Raw genomic sequence first — 18,201 nt, 5'->3', positions numbered from 1 at the left:
GATGAAAAATGGTTACGAGCAATCGTAGCCATTTTTTGTTCTTGCCTGCCCGGCCGCTCATTATTGTTCCAGGTGAAATCAACCATGTCGCATTCCCTGCATCACCAGTTCCTGCGCTTTGCCGCCGTCGGCGCTTCCGGCACGCTTGTGCAGTATGCCGTGCTGTGGACCGGCGTCACAGTCTTTGGCGTCGACGCCGCCGCCGCGGCTTCCGGACTGGGCTATATCCTGGGCTCGGTCGTCAACTATGTGCTCAATTATTTTTTCACCTTCAAGAGCGACAAGGGCCATGGCGAGGCGGCCGCCAAGTACTTCAGCTTGCTGGCCGTCGGCTGGTGCATCAATACCGGCCTGATGTGGTTTTTCGTGCATGAGCAGGGCTGGCATGTCTGGCTGGCGCAGGTACTGGCGACCGGCATCGGCCTGGTATGGAATTTTGCCGGCAGCCGCTGGTGGGCCTTCAAGCCGGCCGGCACGGCGAAGTAAAAGCAATACAAAAACAAGATGCGCGCTGGCCACAAGCACGCGCACGGTTCGACCAACTCAAGGGGTTACTCATGCAGTTCCTGGAACGCTATTTCAAACTGAAGGACAACGGCACCAATGTGCGCACCGAGCTGCTGGCCGGCCTGACCACATTTTTGACGATGGCCTACATTATTTTCGTCAATCCCAGCATTCTCGGCGATGCCGGCATGCCCAAGGATGCCGTGTTTGTCGCCACCTGCCTGGCGGCCGCCATCGGCACCCTGATCATGGGTCTGTACGCGAATTACCCGATCGCGCTGGCGCCGGGCATGGGCCTGAACGCGTATTTCTCGTACACGGTGGTGAAGGGCATGGGCATGAGCTGGGAAGTGGCGCTGGGCGCCGTCTTCATTTCCGGCTGCCTGTTCATCCTGGTCAGCCTGTTCAAGGTCCGCGAGCTGATCATCAACAGCATTCCGCCCGCGCTGCGCACGGCCATCACGGTCGGCATCGGCCTGTTCCTGGCGATTATTTCGCTGAAAAGCGCCGGCGTGGTGGTGTCGAATCCGGCCACCATCATCGCCCTGGGCGATTTGCACCAGCCGGCGCCCATCCTGGCCATCATCGGCTTTTTCATTATCGTCGCGCTCGATCGCCTGAAAGTGCCGGGCGCCATCCTGATCGGCATCCTGGTGATCACGGTGTCGAGCTTTTTCTTTGGCGGCAACCAGTTCAACGGCATCGTCTCGGCGCCGCCGGCGCTGGAGCCGACCCTGTTCAAGCTCGATATCATGGGCGCGCTGTCGATCGGCATCGTCAATGTGGTGCTGGTGTTTTTCCTGGTTGAATTGTTCGACGCCACCGGCACCCTGATGGGCGTGGCCAACCGCGCCGGCCTGCTGAAGGATGGCAAGATGGAGCGCATGAACAAGGCGCTGCTGGCCGACAGCACGGCGATCGCCGCCGGCGCCTTTCTCGGCACCTCGAGCACCACGGCCTTTGTCGAAAGCGCGGCCGGCGTGCAAGCCGGTGGCCGCACGGGCCTGACGGCTGTCGCCGTCGCGCTGCTGTTCCTGGGCAGCCTGTTCTTTGCGCCGCTGGCCCATACCGTGCCGCCATACGCCACCGCGCCGGCGCTGCTGTATGTCGCCTGCCTGATGCTGCGCGAACTGACCTTCATCGACTGGGACGACAGCACCGAGAGTATCCCGGCGGCCATCACCGCGCTGATGATGCCGTTCACCTATTCGGTCGCCAGCGGCGTGGCTTTTGGTTTCATTACCTATGCGGTATTGAAACTGCTGACGGGCAAGGGCAAGCAGGTGTCGGTGGTGGCTTATATCATCGCCGCCATCTTCCTGTTCAAGTTCATTTACCTTGGCGCAGAATAGGATCGGGATTTTTGATGCCGTGCAGATTGCTTCTGGACACAGGAAAAATCGGCGTATATAATACGGCCTCACTTCCCTGATAGCTCAGTTGGTAGAGCGACGGACTGTTAATCCGCAGGTCCCTGGTTCGAGTCCAGGTCGGGGAGCCAGAACAAGCAGCAAAGTAAAAAGCCCGGGCTTCACAGCCTGGGCTTTTTGCGTTACAGGGTGCTGATAATGGTTTGCTGCAGCTTTTCGGGCTCATCCTTGTGTATCTGATGCCCGGAGCGTTCAAACAGGAACAGGTTTTTCTTCGGCGCCTGCAATTCATTAAAATAGGCTTGGGTAATGCTGGCCGAGGTCTGGATATCGTTTTTGCCGACGAAAAAATAGACCGGGCATTCCGCTTTCCGCAAGCTGTCGCGCAGGTCGATCGTCATCACCTTGGTCCAGACCGGTGACCAGGTTTTTGTCCATTCCAAAAACATCTTCTTGAAATCGTCACTGACTGCATAGTCCATGCCGTCTTTGTAGAACAGCCATTTCCTGATGTAAAACAGGTCGTCGTCGCTGGTGAAGGCGGTATCGACTTTGGCCAATTCGCCACTGGCGACGGGGTTATCCTTGAAATGGCGTTTCAAGGTGTCGAGCAATTCGCGTTCGCTGGCCAGCTGGCTGACGACAGGGTTGACGGCGAAATAGGCGTGCAGCAGTTCCGGGTGCTGTTTGACGACATGGAATCCCAGCACATTGCCCCAGGAACTGCCCAACAAATAAATTTTCTGCTGCTTGAATTCTTTTCTCAGCAGGTTGACGACTTGCAGCGTGTCGTCTTGCATCTGCTCCACCGATGGCGGCACGGGTGAGGGATTGAGTTGCAAGGTCTTGCCCGCGTCTCGTTGATCCCATTGCACGATCGTAAACCTGGTTTTCAGGAGTTGGGTAAACGCATCCGCATTCCGTATCATCGAGCTGCCTGGCCCGCCCGATAAAAACAGCAGCACGGGTTTGCCGGTATCGTCGGTTTTGATGTCGATGAACTGTTTGATGCCACCGATCTCGGGCGTCAGCGACTTTTCCATGTGCACGGCTTGCGCCTGGCATGCGGCAAACGGCAACAGGGCCGACACGAACAAGGCTGTGAGGTGTTTTCTTATCATGATGTCGAGTCTAGCATCTTGCCTATTGGGAATATACGCGGATTGTTTCATGCAGCAACAGCGGATAAAAAAGGCCACGTGCTGCACGTGGCCCTGTCGTTCACGCGGTTACCTGGGCATCAGGGGTCGACCAGCACGTCGAAGCGAATATTGAGCGGGCTGTTCCAGGAAATGTCGACCCAGGCGCGGAAGCCGCCGTCATACGGGGCGATGTTGTACACCGCCATGCGGGCCGCGCCGATAAAACGGCTCTGGGCATTCGCGCCGTACTCGCTGATATTGAGGAAGACGCGGGAATTGGCACGCACGCTCGCTTGCGTGAAATTGACGTTGGGGTGGACGCCATTGGCGCGCCAGATATAGTAGGTGGTGAACGAGGCGCCGCTGAGGTTTGCCGTTGCCTCCTGGTCGCCTGCATCTTGTGCGGTTTGCCCTTCCTGCGGCATGTCCGTGGTCTCTGGCTGCAGATTGCTGCCGGTACGATTTTGTTCTTGTATATCCATGATGGTCTCCTGGTTGATGAGTTGGACTCCGTGCCAGTCTGCTGTCGAGTGGCGAGGTTCATTCTAGGCGTGCGCTGCCGGGGCGGCACCGTGAGGACGTCAGCACGTTTGCGTTGCCACAAACCTGTCGCAGATGCATTTTCCTGCCAGCTATTTTTACGGCGATGGCGGGCGTGCCGGGTGCGCCGATGGCACAATGCAGGGATCTTGTTCATCGTGATGCGCCTGCCCATGCCGATATTGACACTCCGTCCTGACCACGAACTGTATTACGAATTGATCGACGGCGACCCGGCGCGGCCGGTGCTGGTCTTCCTGCACGAGGGCCTGGGTTCCTGTGCCATGTGGAGGGATTTTCCCGCCCGGTTATGCCAGGCCACCGGCTGCCGCGGCTTGCTGTATGACCGGCTCGGCTATGGCTTGTCGTCGCCGCTGAAGGCGCCGCGCCGGCTGCATTATCTGCACGACTACGCGCTGCGCGAATTGCCGGCGGTGCTAGATCGCCTGATCCCGCAGCAGGAGCATATCGTGATCGGCCATTCGGACGGCGGCAGCATCGCCTTGATCCATGCCTCGCAGCAGCCGGCACACTTGCGCGGCATTATTACCGAAGCGGCCCATGTGTTTGTCGAAGCGGTGACGCTGGCCGGCATCCGCACCGCCAATGCCGCCTTTGACGCCGGCAAACTGCGGGCGCTGGCGAAGTACCATGGCGACAAGACGCAGACCATATTCAAGGCCTGGTCGGATACCTGGCTCAGCCATGGATTTCAATTCTGGAATATCGAATACCTGCTGGCGTCGATCACTTGCCCGGCGCTGGTGATGCAGGGCAGCGCGGACCAGTACGGCAGCGCGGCCCAGGTCGACGCCATCGTCGCGAAAGCCTTGCATGCGGTGCCGGCGATGATCGAACAATGCGGCCATACGCCGCACCAGGAGCAGCCGCAGGCCGTGCTCGAACTGATGCGGGTTTTCCTGGAAGGACGCATCGCCGCCGCACGCTGAGTCAATCTCAAGCTCAGTGGCAGGCCGGGTCGCTGTCCCAGCGGCCGGCGCAGATGCGCGCGCGGCACAGCATGCCTTCGATCAAGCCCAGTTGCCGGCAGCGCTGCAGCAGGCTGGCGGTTTCTTCTTCATCCTTGCGCAGCACCACGTCGCGCGGTGGCTCCGCTCGTTGTCCATGGGCGACGATGGCCGCCAGCAAGGTCACGTCGCTGTCGCCGGCCGCGGCGTCCGGCCTGGGCTTGACGGGCGTCGCGCGCGCGGCCGCCTGGCGGCCTGGCGCATGCTGCTTGTGCTGCGCCGCAGCCGCAGCCGGTGGCGCCGGTTCGGCGGCAGGCGCTTCATTGATGATGGTGGCGGCCGCCGGAGCGGGCGCGGGCATTTCCGCAGGCGACGGCCCGGGGGCGGGCGCCGCGCTGCGCTGCACGGTCAGTGGCGCCGGCGCCGCCAGCATCGCCTCGTAGGCCAGCCAGGCCAGCAGCAGGAATGTGATCCCCAGCACGGCGCCGACGATGGCCAGCCAGCCGGGCCGCCACTGCAGTGCCGGCCGCGGTGCGGAAAACGGCGTGCTGCCGTATTCCAGCTGCGACAGGATACGGTGGCTGTCCGCCATGCCGGCGCGGGCCAGCAGGTCCGGGCCACCCTTGCGTCCATCGTTGCTTGTGCTTGTGCTTGTCGCCAAAATAGTACCTCCGACCTGATCGAATTCGATCTCATTTGATAAATGCCGCGCCCTGCCGGGACGCTCGCGCCTACGATTTGGCGATACCTGCTGGCAACCCTTGACGGAGTGTCCGATGCTGATCGCCCTGATCCTGATGTACTTCCTGCTTGCCTCGTTTGCCTGCTGGCTGCTGCTGTTTCCCTCGGGCCGCGCCATGCTGGTGCAGGCGATGGTCAACCTGGGCTGGCGCATGCATGGCCGCGCCCGCAAGCTGAACCAGGGCGGCGGCGCGCAGTGGCGGCAGCTGCAACAGCTTAGCCACCGTTCCGGCCATGGCGTGGCGCGCGGCTGGCGGTGGCTGCTGCGCCATCGTTGGCTGTCGCTCGGTGGCGCCTTGCTGGTCGTGGTGCCGCCACTGCTGGCCTGGCTGGCCAGCGACCGCATCGCCTTGCGCGGCTATGCGGACCGGCAATATGTGATCAATGACCAGGTCAGCGACCTGCTCAAGGGCGAGCAGCTGGCGCCGCCGCCCGCCTTGCCGCCGCTGGTATTTACCACTGCCGAGGTGACGCAGCTGCGGCCGCTGCTGGGCGGCGCCAGCCGCAACTGGCAGTTGCTGGACCAGGACTTTGCGCAGCGCCTGCTGCTGGTGTTCAAGATCATGAAGGAGATGCATGGCTATGACATGGTGCTGCTGGAAGGCTACCGCAGTCCGGCGCGGCAAAACCAGCTGGCCGCCGCCGGGCCGAGCGTGACCAACGCGAAGGCGTTCCAAAGCTATCACCAGTACGGCCTGGCCGCCGATTGCGCATTCATGCATGAGGGAAAACTCATCATTTCCGAAAAAAATGCCTGGGCCATGCGTGGCTACCGTTTGTATGGCGTGACGGCCGAATCGGTGGGCCTGCATTGGGGCGGGCGCTGGACCATGATGGATTTCGGCCATGCGGAACTGCGCCAGCGCGGCGTGCTGGGGAACTGACGGCCAGGGCCTGCGCGCCAGCCATTCTAGCCCGGCGCCGCGACCGGTTTTTCTCAGGCGAACTCATGCTTGCGCAGCGTCAAGCATGGCGCGCCGGGTGGGTTGGCCCGGGCCGGAATACTTGTTGCAAGTCAACAAAGCACGGCTTTTTTACTGTCAGCATGGTTCGGTTCGCCCTTGCGGCGGCGCCCGTTTTGTCGGACTCAACCAGGACCCACCATGCTGCGACGAATCTGGAATTTCCTCACCGATAGCCGCCACCTGACCATTTTCGGCTTCGTGGCGCTGGCCCTGTTCCTTTACCTGGGCACCGAAGTGCTGGAACTGGCGCTGGTCTGGGCGCTGGTCTTGCTGCTGCTGGCCTTCGTGATCTGGCTGGCGCTGTGGCTGCTGCGCCGGCGCCGCGCGCGCCGCGACGCCCAGGCGCTGGGCCAGGCCATCCTCAACCAGGCCGAGATCGCCGCCGCCAATGCGGCCCAGGCCGCCACGCCGCGGGATGGCGAAGTCGATGCCGTGCGCACCGGGCTGCTGGCCGCCATCGAAACCATCAAGACTTCCAAGCTGGGCCGCAAGTCGGGCGCGGCGGCCCTGTATGAACTGCCGTGGTACATGATCATCGGCAACCCCGCCGCCGGCAAGAGCAGCGCGATCCTGCATTCCGGCCTGCAGTTTCCATTTGCCGATGGCAAGGTGGTGCAGGGCGTGGGCGGCACCCGCAATTGCGACTGGTTCTTTACCACCGACGGCATCGTGCTCGACACGGCCGGCCGTTATTCGGTGGTCGAGGAGCACCGTGGCGAGTGGTTCGGCTTTCTCGACCTGCTGAAAAAATACCGGCGCAAGGCGCCCATCAACGGCATCATCATCGCCGTCAGCATCGCCGAACTGGGGGGCGACCCGGATGTCGGCATGCAGCTGGCGCGCAGCCTGCGCAAGCGGGTGCAGGACGTGATCGAACGCCTGGAAGTGTTCGCGCCGCTGTACATCGTGTTTACCAAGGCCGATCTGATCGCCGGCTTCACCGAGTTCTTTCTGGATGCGGAACGCAGCGAGCGCGAGCGGGCCTGGGGCGCCACCATGCCCTACCAGCGCAAGCTGCCGACGCCGGAATTGCTGGCGTTCTTCGACCAGAGTTTCGACGAGCTGCACGCCGGCCTGACGGAACTGAGCCTGGCCAATATGGCGCACCGCCAGCGCAAGACCATGCCGCCCGGGGTGTTTACGTTCCCGCTCGAATTTGCCGCCATCAAGCCGTCGCTGCGGGCCTTTATCGCCACCCTGTTCGAGGAAAATCCGTTCCAGTTCCAGCCCGTGTTTCGCGGCTTTTATCTGACCAGCGCGCTGCAGGAAGGCGTGCCTGTCAGCGCTTCCTCGCAGCAGGTGGCGCAACGCTTCGATCTCACCTACGCGCCGCCGCCGGTGGCCGCCGGCCAGCGCCAGCATGGCTACTTCCTGCTCGACCTGTTTCGCAAGGTGATCTTTGCCGACAAATACCTGGTCTCCAACTACGCCAGCCGGCACCGGCTGCGCTTCAAGTACGCGGTGTTTTTCACGGCCACCGTGCTGCTGGGCGCCTGCCTGGGCGGCTGGAGCTGGTCTTACCTGGGCAACCGCCAGCTGGTGGCCAATGTCGAGGCGGACATGAACAAGGTGCTGCGCCTGCAGGAGCAGCGGCTCGACCTGCAATCGCGCCTGGAAGCGCTGGAGATCCTGCAGGACCGCATCGAGCAGCTGGACGCGTACCGGCATCACAGCCCGTGGTCGCTGCGCCTGGGGTTGTACCAGGGCGAACTGCTGGAACGCAAGCTGCGCGAAGAGTATTTCGCCGGCGCCCGTCACGTCATGCTCGAACCGGTGACGGCCGGCCTGGAAGGCCTGCTGGCCGAGATGAACGCCAATGCCGGGCAGCTGCAGCCGGCCTCGCGTGCGCCGCAATCGCCCGCAGCCGTGCCGGGCGGCCAACCCTACCAGGCGGCCAGCGCCACCAATGTCGAAGACGCCTACAACGCGCTGAAAACCTATCTGATGCTGGCCGATAAAAGCCATGCCGAAAGCAGTCATTTGAACGATCAGATGGCGCGCTTCTGGCGCGGCTGGCTGGAAAACAATCGTGGCGCCATGCCGCGCGAGCAGATGATACGCAGCGCGGAAAGGCTGCTGACGTTTTACCTGGCGCAGGTGGGCGATCCGTCGTGGCCGCGCATCGAGCAGAAGCTGGCGCTGGTCGACCAGGCGCGCGAAAACCTGCGCCGCGTGGTGCGCGGCATGCCGGCGCGCGAGCGCGTGTATGCGGACGTCAAGGCACGCGCCTCGACCCGCTTTCCCGGCGTGACGGTGGCGCGCATCGTCGGCGAGGCGGACCAGGGCCTGCTGCTGGGCAGCCACGCCGTCTCGGGCGCCTACACGCGCCAGGCCTGGGAAAAATTCGTCGAAGGCGCTTTCCGCGAGGCCGCCAACCGCGAGCTGCAAAGCGCCGACTGGGTGCTGAAAAGCGCCTCCACCGACGACCTGACCCTGGAAGGCAGCCCGGAACAGATCGAGAAAAACCTGGTGGAACTGTACAAGGCCGATTACGCGCGCGAATGGCAAAAGTTCGTGCAGGGCGTGGCGGTGGCCGACCTGAAAGGCTTCGATGGCGCGGTGCAGGCGATGAACCGGCTGGGCGACCCGCAATCGTCGCCGATCGCCAAGCTCCTGAACACGATTTACGAGGAAACCTCGTGGGACAATCCGGCCCTGCAGAACGCCCAGCTGCGCCAGGCCGAGCGCGGGATCATCGCCTGGCTGAAGGACACTTTCCTGCGCCGCGCGCCGTCGCAGCTCACCTCCAACCCGGGCCTGAACGCGCAGATCGATCCGGCCCGGCTCGACAAACCGATGGGGCCGATCGGGCGCGAGTTTGCCGGCGTCGGCAAGCTGGTGGCGGCGAAAGAGAAGGATGCCTCCCTGATGCGTTCCTACCTGGAAGCGCTGTCGAAATTGCGCAGCCGGTTGAATCAGCTGAAGAACCAGGGCGACGCCGGCCCCGGCGCCAAGCAGTTCATGCAGCAGACGCTCGAAGGCAGCGGCTCCGAACTGGCCGACGCCCTGAAACTGGTCGACGAGCAGATGCTGACCGGCATGAGCGACGCGCAGAAGCAGGCGATCCGGCCTATCCTGGTGCGCCCGTTGATGCAGACCTTTGCGGTGATCGTGGCGCCGGCCGAACTGGAAGTGAACAAGACCTGGTCGGCCCAGGTGTACGAGCCTTTCCAGCGCTCGCTGGCGAACAAATATCCGTTTGCCCCAAATGCACGCATCGAAGCCAGCCACCTTGAGATCGGCCAGTTCTTCGGCCCCGAAGGCCTGGTGGCCAAATTCGTCACTACCGCGATGGGGCCGCTGGTGGTAAGGCGCGGCGACGTGCTGGCGCCGCGCACCTGGGCCGACATGGGCATCAGCCTGTCGCCGCAGATGGTGGCCCGTTTTCCCGGCTGGATCGCGCCGCTCGGCGCGGGCGGCGCGGCGGCCACCTCCGGCGCGGCGCAGACCGTGTTCCAGATCCTGCCGTCGCCGGCGCCCGGCACGCTGGAATACACGGTGGAGATCGACGGCCAGCAGCTACGCTACCGCAATACGCCGGCCCAGTGGACCAATATGGTGCATCCGGGCCCGCAAGGTGGTTCGGGCGCGAAGATCACCGCCATCACCTTTGACGGGCGCACGGTGGAGCTGTTCAACGAACCGGGGCAGTTCGGCCTGAAGCGCATGATCGACGCCGCCGCCAAGAAGCGCAAGGACGCCGGCGTCTTCGAATTGCGCTGGACGCGCGGCGAGGTGGCGGTGGCGGTCGACCTGAAAATTACCAGCAGCCCGGAAACCACGGCCGCCGCCGCGGGCGGAACTGCGGCGGCGGTACAGGAGCAGGGCTTTCGCGGCATGCAACTGCCGGAAACCATCGTTGGCGTGGCGGGAACCTCGCCGGTGGCCCTGGCGGGAGCGGCGCCATGACGGCCGCGCCGCAGGCCGTGCGCCTCGCTTATTTTGGCAAGCTGCCCGCGCGCGGCGACTTCGTCAAGGCTTGCGACAATCACGCGCTGGTGCAGCTGCTCGACGACTGGCTGGCGCAGGTGATGAGCGCACTGACGATGGAGCCGCGCTGGAAGCTCAATTACGACGCGCTTGCGCCGCTGCGCTTCGCCTTTGTCGGCACGCGCAGCCGGCGCGCCATCGCCGGGCGCCTGGAGGCCAGTTGCGATGTGTCGCAGCGCCGCTTTCCCTTCATGGCCATGAGCGCGATCGAGGTGCCGGACGCCGGCGCCTTTGTCGGCTGCAGCCCTTTGGTGCTGTCGCCGCTGTGGCAGCGCCTCGACAGCCTGTGCGCGGGCATGCTGTCGCAGGCCGATCCGGCACCGGCGCTGCTGGCGCTGGCCGGCGAGGTGGTGCAGGTCGACCCGGGCGATCCTGGCCATGCGGCGCGGCTGTCAAGCTTCCTGCAAGCGCAGACCTTGCACTCGCTGCAAACGATGCTCGCCTCGCCCACCTTTCCCGTCACGGTGCGCGAACTGCTGCTGGGCCTGGGCATGCTGCTGCAGCCGGTGCGGCAAAGCGGGCATGGCAGGAGCATACGTCTGGAAAAAAACCTGGTGCTGCCGCTGCCGGCCGATGAAGGGCTGCGCGAACTGGTGGCCAGCTTCTGGCTGCACTTGATCCTGCCCTTCCTGCAGCCGCTGGACTTTGAACTGGCGCTGTTCTTTGCCCACCTGGGCGAAGCGCCGGTGCTGCTGGTCGGTTTTTGCGGCGCCGATCCGCATGCGCTGCGCGCGCTGATCGACCCGCAGGCGGCGGGCGAACGCTTGATCGTGCTCGACCAGCTGGATTGGGTCGAAGACGCCCTGGCGCCGGCGCCGGCGCTGCGCCATTTGTCCGCCTGCCTGCAGCAGGAGCAGCTGTCGCTGCGCTCGGCCTGCGCGATGTTTGACGATACCTTTGCTTGAACTTTGCTTGAAGGATGGCGATGAAACCACTGACCTTGTTCCTGCCGCTGGCGGCAATTTTCAACGTCCATGCGCAAACCCAGGCGCCGGCGCCCGCCTCGCCGCAGCCTGGCCAGATCCTGGTGACCGGCACCGTGGCCGACGAAGCGTCCAAGGCGGCCGTGCTGGCGCGCTTGCGTGAATTGTATGGCGCCGAGCGGGTGGTCGACCAGGTGGCGGTGGGCGCCGTGGCGGTGCCGGCCAACTGGAACGCGCATGTGCAAAAACTGCTGACGCCGAATCTGAAACTGATCACGCGCGGCCAGCTCAGCATCGACGGCAGCATTGTCAATGTGCGCGGTGAAGTGGCCAACGAAGCACAGCGCCAGCAGATCGCCAGCGAGATCGCCACCAGCCTCAATCCCACCTACACCGTCAACAATGGCTTGCGCATCGCCGTTGCCGAGCAGGGCGTGCTCGATGCGGCGCTCGACAAGCGCATCATCGAGTTCGACAGCGGCCAGGCCAGCATCACGCCAAACGGCCTGGCCATCCTCGACGAGATGGCGGCCGCCATGCAAAAGCTCAAGGGGCGCAAGGTGGAGGTGATCGGTCATACGGACAATACCGGCCTGCGCGCCAGCAATGTGTCGCTGAGCCAGGCGCGTGCCGAAGCCGTGCGCAACTACCTGGCCAGCAAGGGCATCGCGCCGGACACCGTGCTGACCTCGGGCCAGGGGCCGGACCGCCCGGTGGCCAGCAATACGACGGTCGATGGCCGGGCCAGGAACCGGCGCATCGAGTTCCGGATCGCCGAGTAAATCAGGGCAAGGTAATCGTCAAATGGGCTGGCCGTGGCGCCAGCTTGACCAGGTCGGCATAAGCTGCCAGCGTGGTTTGCGTATTGCGCGTCAGGTGGGCGCGCAGGCCCAGGTAGGCGCACAGGGCCAGCAGCGCGAAAATGCTGGTCAGGGCCCACAGCGGCACGTCGCTGTGGCGCTTGTTGACCACCTGGTCGGGGCGCTCGGCGCGCGGCGCGAAGCCACGGCTCTTGCCCTTGATATGGGCGATCTCGTCGCCCAGGCGGGCCGTCAGGTAGCTGAGTTTTTCGCCGCCGTCGATCGCATATTTTCCCTGGAAGCCCAGGAGCAGGCACATGTGGAAGACCTGCAGCGCCTGCACCCGCATGGCGCCCTTGCCGCGCAGCGCGTCGAGGCGGTCGAAGAAATGCTCGCCGGCCAGCTGGTCGCCAAAGATCAGCAGCTGCAGCGGGCGCCGTTCCCAGGGCTTGCGGATATCGAACGGCGAAGCGAGGATGATCTCATCGACGGCGGCGCAGAACGCATACTTGGCCGCTTCGATATCGTCGTCATCTGCGCGCATCTTTTTCGCTTCGCGCGTGTAGTCGGCCAAAAAGGTGTTGATGCGTTCCGAGAAGCCCTGTTCGTCGCCGGGCGAACTGCCGTTTTTCAGCAGGAACAGCATGTAGAAGCCTTCATGCATCAGGTCGAGCAGGGCGCTGCCGGCGTTGACGTTGGCGGGACCGGGACCGGGGCCGCGTGGACCCAGCAGCGAGGGCGCCGAGCGCCGTTCGATGAGCTGACTCATGCCGTCACCGCGATCAGTTCGAGTTGCAGCTCGCGTATGCCGCTCGGCACATACACCGAGATCGACTGCGCCTTGAGCATGTGCTCATACAAGTTGCCGCGGCTTTCAAGCGCAAAATAATACGTGTCGGGCCGCACCGGAATCGCCGCCGGCACTTGCGGCGCATGCGACAGTTTCACGCCCGGCATGGCCGACAGCACGCATTTTTCCACGTCGTCGGGTGCGCCCACTTTCACGCGCAGCGGTACGATCTCGACCAGTTCGATGGCCGGCATGGCGGCGCGGATCGCCAGGTACAAGGTGGTGTGCTGGTCGACCTTGCCCGAGTCGAGCTTGCCCAGGTAGTAGGACGGCTTGGCCTCAAGCAAAGCGATGGAAAAGTACTTCGACGAGATGACGGTGTCGAGCAGTTCGCGGATGATGGCGTCGATGGCGGCAAAGCAGGCGCCCGGCTGCGCATGGTCGTAGACGGGCAGGCTGGCCAGCGTATGGTGGCGCGCATAGCTGAGCAGGCCGCCGGCCAGCGACAGCAGCGCCTCGTACAGGCGTTCCGGGTGCAGCGCCGGATGGCGCACATAGTGCATCAGGGCGGCGGCGGCCGTGCTGGCCGTATGCAGCAGCCAGAACGACGACACGTCGCCGGAGCGGAACTCGATCACATTGCGGCTCGGCTCGCGGTGGTGGCCTTGCAGGACCGCCACCTTGGCCTGCAAGGCGTCGAGCAGGTGTTCGAGCAGGTCCTGCAGGCGTGGCGCGCCGCTGATCGACAGACTGGGCGCCATGAATGACGGCACCGGCTCGAAGCCACCCGTTACCGTGCGGCGCAGCGCGATCAGCGGCAGGCAGTCGTAGGAGCCGCGCGCTTCGCTGTCGGGGATCAGGCGCACGGTCTTTTTCAGGTAGGCCACGTCGGCCATGCTGGCGCCCGTAAACAGGTCGGGCGTGGCGCGCATGGCGTGCGTGTAGCGGGTGTCGGGCGCCGCGCCGGAGCCGTTGGCCTGCGCGGTATAGTTCAGGCCTTCGCGGTTCAGCACGGGCAGGGCGGCATAATACGTCACTTCCTGCAGCGTGGCCGGCAGCGCGGCCAGGTCGACCGGCGGCGGCAGGCTGTCGCCGCCGCTGCCGTCGCCGGCCGCATCAACAACCTCGCCGTCGCGAAAGATCGCCGACAGCGCCTGCAGGCGCAGGGTGCCGGTCTTCAGCGCATCGAGATCCCAGTGCATGTGCGCCACGCCCCAGGCATACGGATGCAGCGCGCTGGCGGTCTGGTGCAGCCGCGTTTCATGATATTGATCCTGGCGCTGGAAGTGCTGCGGCCGCAAGAACTGGCCCTCTCCCCACAGGACTTTCGCTGCCATGGCCATGCCGTTCTCCTTGTGTCGGTGATGTGATTGTTGACGAGACTATTCGCAGCGTGCGCCCGCCAGGCCCGCCTGCGCGCCGACGCTCAGTGCGCAGGCATGCAGGCCGATGGTGACGCCATCGCGTTCGGCGTCGGGCGCGGTAAAGGTGGCGCGCCAGCGCTGCGCGGCGGGTGCGCGAAACAGCGCCACCACGCCGATAAAGGCCGCGTCGCGGCCGACCTTTTCCTGTATCTCGTAGCGCTGGCCCGGCACCAGCAGCACTTCCTGCACCTCGAGCAGGTCGCTGCCCAGCAGCGCCTTTTCCCTGGCCGCGTCCAGGAAGCTGTCGTACGGCGCCTGCTCGAAGGCGGCGCTCTGGCGCAGCTTGTAGATGCGCGCCACCAGCGCCAGCGGCCGGCCTTGCGGATCGGTGTTCAGGCGCTGGCCGGCATGCAGGCGGATGCTGACATTGCGCGGCGGCTTTTGCGCTTCCGGCACTTCGGGCGCCGGCTTGGCCAGGCCCGCCATCTGCAGCGCCGCATTGGCCAGGCCGCCGATGGCGCCACCCGCGCAGCCGGACAGCGGCAGCAGCAGCAAGCAGGCAGCGCAGCGCAGCGGCAGGGAAGGGCACATGGCCGGCCTCTCAAAAAGTAAACGTGCGGAAATAAAGTGCTGCCGCTATTTAAACGCATGGCACGGTTGGCCGTTTGCGCTGGCACAAACACGATACCTGACGGTTGAAATGCCTGCGCCAGATCAGGGTTTATCTGCGTTGATGGCACGGCTGAGTGGAACTTATTCTTTGCTGATCAAGCGCAAGCTGGCAAAAAATAGCGCGATCAATAATGGCCTCCACATGGCGTCGCCCATCTTTCCTAGCGGCAGCGTCCTTTACGTGAAGGAAACTCAAGATGAAGTCACGCATGCTTCCGCCCCGCCTGGCCTGCTTGGCCGGCGCCCTCCTGCTGGCCGCCTGCACCACCACGCCACCGCCCGCCCCCAAGCCGGCGCCGGCACCGACCCTGGCGCAAGTGCTGTCCGAGGCCGACGTGGCCGCGCGCGCCGGCCAATACGACAAGGCCTATACCTTGCTGGAAAAAGGAGGCAGCGCCTACCCGGCCGACAAGGCCCCGTGGCTGCAGATGGCGCAGATGAAATTCGATCGCGGCCAGTATGGCGACGCCATCAGCCATGCGCTCGAAGCGCTCGAACGCGACCCCGATGACAAGGTCGCCAACAGCATCGTCGCCGTCAGTGGCCTGCGCTTGTCCGGCAAGGCGCTGGCCGACCTGTCGCGGCAAAACAACCTGAATGGCTCGCTGCGTTCGGAAGCGCAGGAACTGGCCAAGCTGCTGCGCGCCAGCATCGGCGAAGACGTGCTGGTGCCGCCGGCCAAGCGCCCTGCGGCTGGTGGCAAGCGCGCGGCGGCATCGTCCGTACCGGCGCCGGCACCCGCACCGGCGCCCGCGGCAAAAGGCGGCGCCGACCCGTTCAGCGGCCTGAAGTAAGCAGGATTTTTATCGGGCGCCCTGGCGGCGCCTCCCCATCGACTTTGCGAAGGAAACCCCATGGCCAAGCCTGACAGTGTCCAGAAGCGGCTGCAGCAGGTGCGTGCGCCGCGCGTGCAGATGACGTATGACGTGGAGATCGGCGACACGATAGAAAACAAGGAGCTGCCCTTCGTGGTCGGCGTGCTGGGCGACTTCGGCGGCGATTCCGAGGTCGAGAAACGGCGCCTGAAAGACCGCAAGTTCGTCGGCATCGACATGGACAACTTCGACGAAGTGCTGGGCAGCGTCGAGCCGGTGGCGCGCTTCCAGGTACAGAACCGCCTGAGCGAGGAAGGCGGCACCTTTCCGGTCGACCTGCGCTTTCGCGCCATGAGCGATTTTCGTCCCGAGTCGGTGGTGCGGCAGGTCGAGCCGTTGCGCCGCCTGCTCGAAGCGCGCACCAAGCTGGCCGACCTGCGCAACAAACTGGCCGGCAACGACAAGCTGGAAGACCTGTTGACGGAAGTGCTGAACAACACCGACAGCCTGGCCGCCCTGCAACCGCAACGCGCGATCAAGGAGGATTGAGATGAATGCACAGGCAGAAATCCAGGCCTCGCCGGCCTTTGCGGCGGGGGCATCGAGCGACCTGCTGGACCAGATCGTCGAACAGAGCCGGGTCGCCAAGTCCGACGCCGAACATGCGCGCGCACGCGACCTGATCGCCGAACTGGTGGGGCAGGTACTCGACGGCACAATGCTGATGTCGGCCAGCCTGTCGGCCACCCTGGACGCGCGGGTGGCGCAGATCGACCAGCTGATTTCGGCCCAGCTGAGCGAAGTGATGCACTCGCCGGCCTTCCAGCAGCTGGAACAAAGCTGGACCGGCCTGCACTACCTGGTCGGCAATTCCGAGACGGGAACGCGGCTGCAGATCCGCATGTTCAACGCCACCAAGCGCGAGCTGGTGAAGGATTTCCAGTCGGCGCTGGAGTTCGACCAGAGCAGCATGTTCAAGAAGATCTACGAAGAAGAATTCGGCACCTTCGGCGGCGCGCCGTTCGCCGCCCTGCTGGGCGACTACGCCATCTCGCGCCAGCCCGAAGACATGTATTTCATCGAGCAGATGTCGCATATCGCCGCCGCCGCCCATGCACCGTTTATCGCCTCGGCCGCGCCGGAACTGTTTGGCCTGGAAACCTATGGCGACCTGGGCAAGCCGCGCGACCTGGCCAAGGTGTTCGACACCATCGAGTACGCCAAATGGAAGGCCTTCCGCGAGTCCGAAGATTCGCGTTACGTGGGCCTGACCTTGCCGCGCTTCCTGGGCCGCCTGCCGTTCAATCCGGTCGATGGCACCACCGTCGAAGGCTTCAACTTTGTCGAGGAAGTCGACGGCAGCGACCATCAGAAATACCTGTGGTGTAACGCCGCCTACGCGTTCGGCAGCAAGCTCACGCGCGCCTTTTCCGACTTCGGCTGGTGCGCGGCGATCCGCGGCGTGGAAGGCGGCGGCCTGGTCGACGACCTGCCGACCCACACCTTCAAGACCGACGAGGGCGACGTGGCCCTGAAATGCCCGGCCGAAGTGGCGATCACCGACCGTCGCGAAAAGGAATTGTCGGACCTCGGCTTCATCTCGCTGGTGCATTGCAAGAACACGGCGTATGCCGCCTTCTTCGGCGCCCAGTCGACGCAGAAAAGCCGCAAGTACAACAGCGAGGCGGCCAACGCCAATGCGCTGCTGTCGTCGCAGCTGCAATACATCTTTGCCGTTTCGCGCATCGCCCACTACATGAAGGCCATGATGCGCGACAAGATCGGCAGTTTTTCCGCCGCCTCCAATGTCGAGGATTTCCTGAACCGCTGGCTGATGACCTACGTGCTGCTCGACGATAACGCCAGCCAGGAACAGAAGGCCCAGTTCCCGCTGCGCGAAGCGTCGGTGCAGGTGCACGAAGTGCCGGGTCGGCCCGGCGTGTACCGCGCCGTATCGTTTTTGCGGCCCCATTTTCAGCTCGACGAGCTGTCCGTTTCGCTCCGACTGGTCGCGGAGTTGCCGAAGTCGACCAATTCCTGATTCATCCATTTGTTCAACCAGAGGAGCACACCATGGCAATCGATGTATATCTGCAGATAGACGGTATCAAGGGCGAATCGACCGATGACAAGCACAAGGACTGGATCGAGTGCAAATCGGTCAGCTGGAGCGTGGAGCAGCCCAAGTCGGCCACCGCCTCGACCGGCGGCGGCCACACGGCCGAACGCTGCGAGCACAAGGACATCGTCATCTCCAAGCTGGCCGATCTGTCCTCGCCGGTGCTGCTGCAGACCTGCTCGGCCGGCAAGACCATCCCGAAAGCGCGCTTCGAATTCATGCGTGCCGATGGCCAGGGCGAGCGTGTCAAGTACTTTGAAATCGAGATCGAGAACGTGCTGATCGGCGCCGTCACGCCCAACGTGGAAGAAGGCGACATCCTGGGCGAACACGTGGGCTTCAAGTTCTCGAAAGTGAAGTGGAAATACACGCAACAAAAAGTCACCGGCGGCGCCGGCGGCAATACCTCGGGCGGCTGGGACCTGGCCGCCAACCGCGTGGTGTGATGGCGCGGCGTTGAGCCATTGCGCGGCAGGCGCCAGTGCGGCGCCTGCC

General features: G+C 64.1%; 17 protein-coding genes and 1 tRNA gene. 12 read left to right on the top strand and 6 right to left on the bottom strand.

All coding sequences use genetic code 11. From position 1 onward, the window contains the following. Positions 1 to 84: 84 nt before the first annotated feature. The 3 genes from ACP7B7_RS26195 (at position 85) to ACP7B7_RS26185 (ending at position 2,008) form a co-directional block, all read left to right on the top strand. A complete protein-coding gene (locus tag ACP7B7_RS26195) occupies positions 85 to 486 on the top strand; it encodes a GtrA family protein (RefSeq protein ID WP_426078628.1) in 402 nt (133 codons plus the stop codon). A 71-nt stretch (positions 487 to 557) separates the two neighbouring features. Beyond that, entirely contained in the window at positions 558 to 1,859 is a 1,302-nt protein-coding gene (locus ACP7B7_RS26190; RefSeq protein WP_308925341.1) for an NCS2 family permease, read from the top strand. 73 nt (positions 1,860 to 1,932) lie between these two features. Further along, positions 1,933 to 2,008, top strand: a tRNA-Asn gene (locus ACP7B7_RS26185). A 51-nt stretch (positions 2,009 to 2,059) separates the two neighbouring features. On the opposite strand, the gene ACP7B7_RS26180 is transcribed toward ACP7B7_RS26185, so the two are convergent. Then, a complete protein-coding gene (locus tag ACP7B7_RS26180) occupies positions 2,060 to 2,998 on the bottom strand; it encodes an alpha/beta fold hydrolase (protein ID WP_426078627.1) in 939 nt (312 codons plus the stop codon). Between the two features lie 119 nt (positions 2,999 to 3,117). Then, positions 3,118 to 3,501 carry a hypothetical protein gene (locus ACP7B7_RS26175; protein WP_308925343.1) on the bottom strand — a complete coding sequence of 128 codons (384 nt, stop codon included), beginning with the start codon at positions 3,499 to 3,501 and terminating at the stop codon, positions 3,118 to 3,120. Between the two features lie 231 nt (positions 3,502 to 3,732). On the opposite strand from ACP7B7_RS26175, the gene ACP7B7_RS26170 reads away from it, so the two are divergent. Continuing rightward, positions 3,733 to 4,509, top strand: coding sequence for an alpha/beta fold hydrolase (locus tag ACP7B7_RS26170; RefSeq protein ID WP_308925717.1), 777 nt, complete (start codon positions 3,733 to 3,735; stop codon positions 4,507 to 4,509). Positions 4,510 to 4,522: 13 nt separating this feature from the next. Here the strand turns inward: ACP7B7_RS26170 and ACP7B7_RS26165 are convergent, their stop codons facing one another. Continuing rightward, on the bottom strand, positions 4,523 to 5,188 hold the full coding sequence (locus tag ACP7B7_RS26165; RefSeq protein WP_308925344.1) for a hypothetical protein: 666 nt from the start codon (positions 5,186 to 5,188) through the stop codon (positions 4,523 to 4,525). 115 nt (positions 5,189 to 5,303) lie between these two features. On the opposite strand from ACP7B7_RS26165, the gene ACP7B7_RS26160 reads away from it, so the two are divergent. The 4 genes from ACP7B7_RS26160 to ACP7B7_RS26145 all read left to right on the top strand — a co-directional run bounded on the left by ACP7B7_RS26160 (position 5,304) and on the right by ACP7B7_RS26145 (position 11,928). Continuing rightward, a complete protein-coding gene (locus ACP7B7_RS26160) occupies positions 5,304 to 6,152 on the top strand; it encodes a M15 family metallopeptidase (protein WP_308925345.1) in 849 nt (282 codons plus the stop codon). Between the two features lie 219 nt (positions 6,153 to 6,371). Further along, positions 6,372 to 10,142, top strand: coding sequence for a type VI secretion system membrane subunit TssM (gene tssM / locus ACP7B7_RS26155; RefSeq protein ID WP_308925346.1), 3,771 nt, complete (start codon positions 6,372 to 6,374; stop codon positions 10,140 to 10,142). Continuing rightward, on the top strand, positions 10,139 to 11,128 hold the full coding sequence (tagF, locus tag ACP7B7_RS26150; RefSeq protein ID WP_308925347.1) for a type VI secretion system-associated protein TagF: 990 nt from the start codon (positions 10,139 to 10,141) through the stop codon (positions 11,126 to 11,128). The genes tssM and tagF overlap by 4 nt, the downstream gene beginning before the upstream one ends. Positions 11,129 to 11,148: 20 nt before the next feature. Then, entirely contained in the window at positions 11,149 to 11,928 is a 780-nt protein-coding gene (locus tag ACP7B7_RS26145) for an OmpA family protein (RefSeq protein WP_426078626.1), read from the top strand. A gap of 1 nt (position 11,929) precedes the next feature. On the opposite strand, the gene icmH is transcribed toward ACP7B7_RS26145, so the two are convergent. The 3 genes from icmH to tssJ are packed head-to-tail and all read right to left on the bottom strand — an operon-like array spanning position 11,930 to position 14,691. Then, a complete protein-coding gene (icmH, locus tag ACP7B7_RS26140; RefSeq protein ID WP_426078625.1) occupies positions 11,930 to 12,715 on the bottom strand; it encodes a type IVB secretion system protein IcmH/DotU in 786 nt (261 codons plus the stop codon). Then, a complete protein-coding gene (gene tssK / locus ACP7B7_RS26135) occupies positions 12,712 to 14,079 on the bottom strand; it encodes a type VI secretion system baseplate subunit TssK (protein ID WP_426078624.1) in 1,368 nt (455 codons plus the stop codon). The genes icmH and tssK overlap by 4 nt, the downstream gene beginning before the upstream one ends. Before the next feature lie 39 nt (positions 14,080 to 14,118). Then, on the bottom strand, positions 14,119 to 14,691 hold the full coding sequence (gene tssJ / locus ACP7B7_RS26130; protein ID WP_426078623.1) for a type VI secretion system lipoprotein TssJ: 573 nt from the start codon (positions 14,689 to 14,691) through the stop codon (positions 14,119 to 14,121). A gap of 290 nt (positions 14,692 to 14,981) precedes the next feature. On the opposite strand from tssJ, the gene ACP7B7_RS26125 reads away from it, so the two are divergent. From ACP7B7_RS26125 to ACP7B7_RS26110, 4 genes are read left to right on the top strand one after another with little or no spacing between them, the layout of a single operon-like run. Beyond that, positions 14,982 to 15,566 (top strand): tetratricopeptide repeat protein, encoded by a 585-nt coding sequence (locus tag ACP7B7_RS26125; RefSeq protein ID WP_426078622.1) that lies wholly within the window; start codon positions 14,982 to 14,984, stop codon positions 15,564 to 15,566. 60 nt (positions 15,567 to 15,626) lie between these two features. Further along, entirely contained in the window at positions 15,627 to 16,136 is a 510-nt protein-coding gene (tssB, locus tag ACP7B7_RS26120) for a type VI secretion system contractile sheath small subunit (RefSeq protein ID WP_308925353.1), read from the top strand. Between the two features lies 1 nt (position 16,137). Further along, positions 16,138 to 17,628 (top strand): type VI secretion system contractile sheath large subunit, encoded by a 1,491-nt coding sequence (gene tssC / locus ACP7B7_RS26115; protein WP_308925354.1) that lies wholly within the window; start codon positions 16,138 to 16,140, stop codon positions 17,626 to 17,628. Between the two features lie 32 nt (positions 17,629 to 17,660). Then, a complete protein-coding gene (locus tag ACP7B7_RS26110) occupies positions 17,661 to 18,152 on the top strand; it encodes an Hcp family type VI secretion system effector (RefSeq protein ID WP_065310606.1) in 492 nt (163 codons plus the stop codon). Positions 18,153 to 18,201: the final 49 nt, after the last annotated feature.

This window comes from Janthinobacterium sp. PSPC3-1 (assembly GCF_049896105.1).
Lineage (GTDB): Bacteria > Pseudomonadota > Gammaproteobacteria > Burkholderiales > Burkholderiaceae_D > Janthinobacterium.
This window is presented reverse-complemented; position numbering and strand designations above follow the sequence as displayed.

Coding starts and splice junctions, on each gene's coding strand:
- ACP7B7_RS26170 (WP_308925717.1), top strand. CDS start 3,733: ATGCCGATATTGACACTCCGTCCTGACCACGAACTGTATTACGAATTG.
- ACP7B7_RS26180 (WP_426078627.1), bottom strand. CDS start 2,998: ATGATAAGAAAACACCTCACAGCCTTGTTCGTGTCGGCCCTGTTGCCG.
- tagF (WP_308925347.1), top strand. CDS start 10,139: ATGACGGCCGCGCCGCAGGCCGTGCGCCTCGCTTATTTTGGCAAGCTG.
- tssJ (WP_426078623.1), bottom strand. CDS start 14,691: ATGTGCCCTTCCCTGCCGCTGCGCTGCGCTGCCTGCTTGCTGCTGCTG.
- icmH (WP_426078625.1), bottom strand. CDS start 12,715: ATGAGTCAGCTCATCGAACGGCGCTCGGCGCCCTCGCTGCTGGGTCCA.
- tssK (WP_426078624.1), bottom strand. CDS start 14,079: ATGGCCATGGCAGCGAAAGTCCTGTGGGGAGAGGGCCAGTTCTTGCGG.
- ACP7B7_RS26145 (WP_426078626.1), top strand. CDS start 11,149: ATGAAACCACTGACCTTGTTCCTGCCGCTGGCGGCAATTTTCAACGTC.
- tssB (WP_308925353.1), top strand. CDS start 15,627: ATGGCCAAGCCTGACAGTGTCCAGAAGCGGCTGCAGCAGGTGCGTGCG.
- tssC (WP_308925354.1), top strand. CDS start 16,138: ATGAATGCACAGGCAGAAATCCAGGCCTCGCCGGCCTTTGCGGCGGGG.
- tssM (WP_308925346.1), top strand. CDS start 6,372: ATGCTGCGACGAATCTGGAATTTCCTCACCGATAGCCGCCACCTGACC.
- ACP7B7_RS26110 (WP_065310606.1), top strand. CDS start 17,661: ATGGCAATCGATGTATATCTGCAGATAGACGGTATCAAGGGCGAATCG.
- ACP7B7_RS26190 (WP_308925341.1), top strand. CDS start 558: ATGCAGTTCCTGGAACGCTATTTCAAACTGAAGGACAACGGCACCAAT.
- ACP7B7_RS26175 (WP_308925343.1), bottom strand. CDS start 3,501: ATGGATATACAAGAACAAAATCGTACCGGCAGCAATCTGCAGCCAGAG.
- ACP7B7_RS26125 (WP_426078622.1), top strand. CDS start 14,982: ATGCTTCCGCCCCGCCTGGCCTGCTTGGCCGGCGCCCTCCTGCTGGCC.
- ACP7B7_RS26195 (WP_426078628.1), top strand. CDS start 85: ATGTCGCATTCCCTGCATCACCAGTTCCTGCGCTTTGCCGCCGTCGGC.
- ACP7B7_RS26160 (WP_308925345.1), top strand. CDS start 5,304: ATGCTGATCGCCCTGATCCTGATGTACTTCCTGCTTGCCTCGTTTGCC.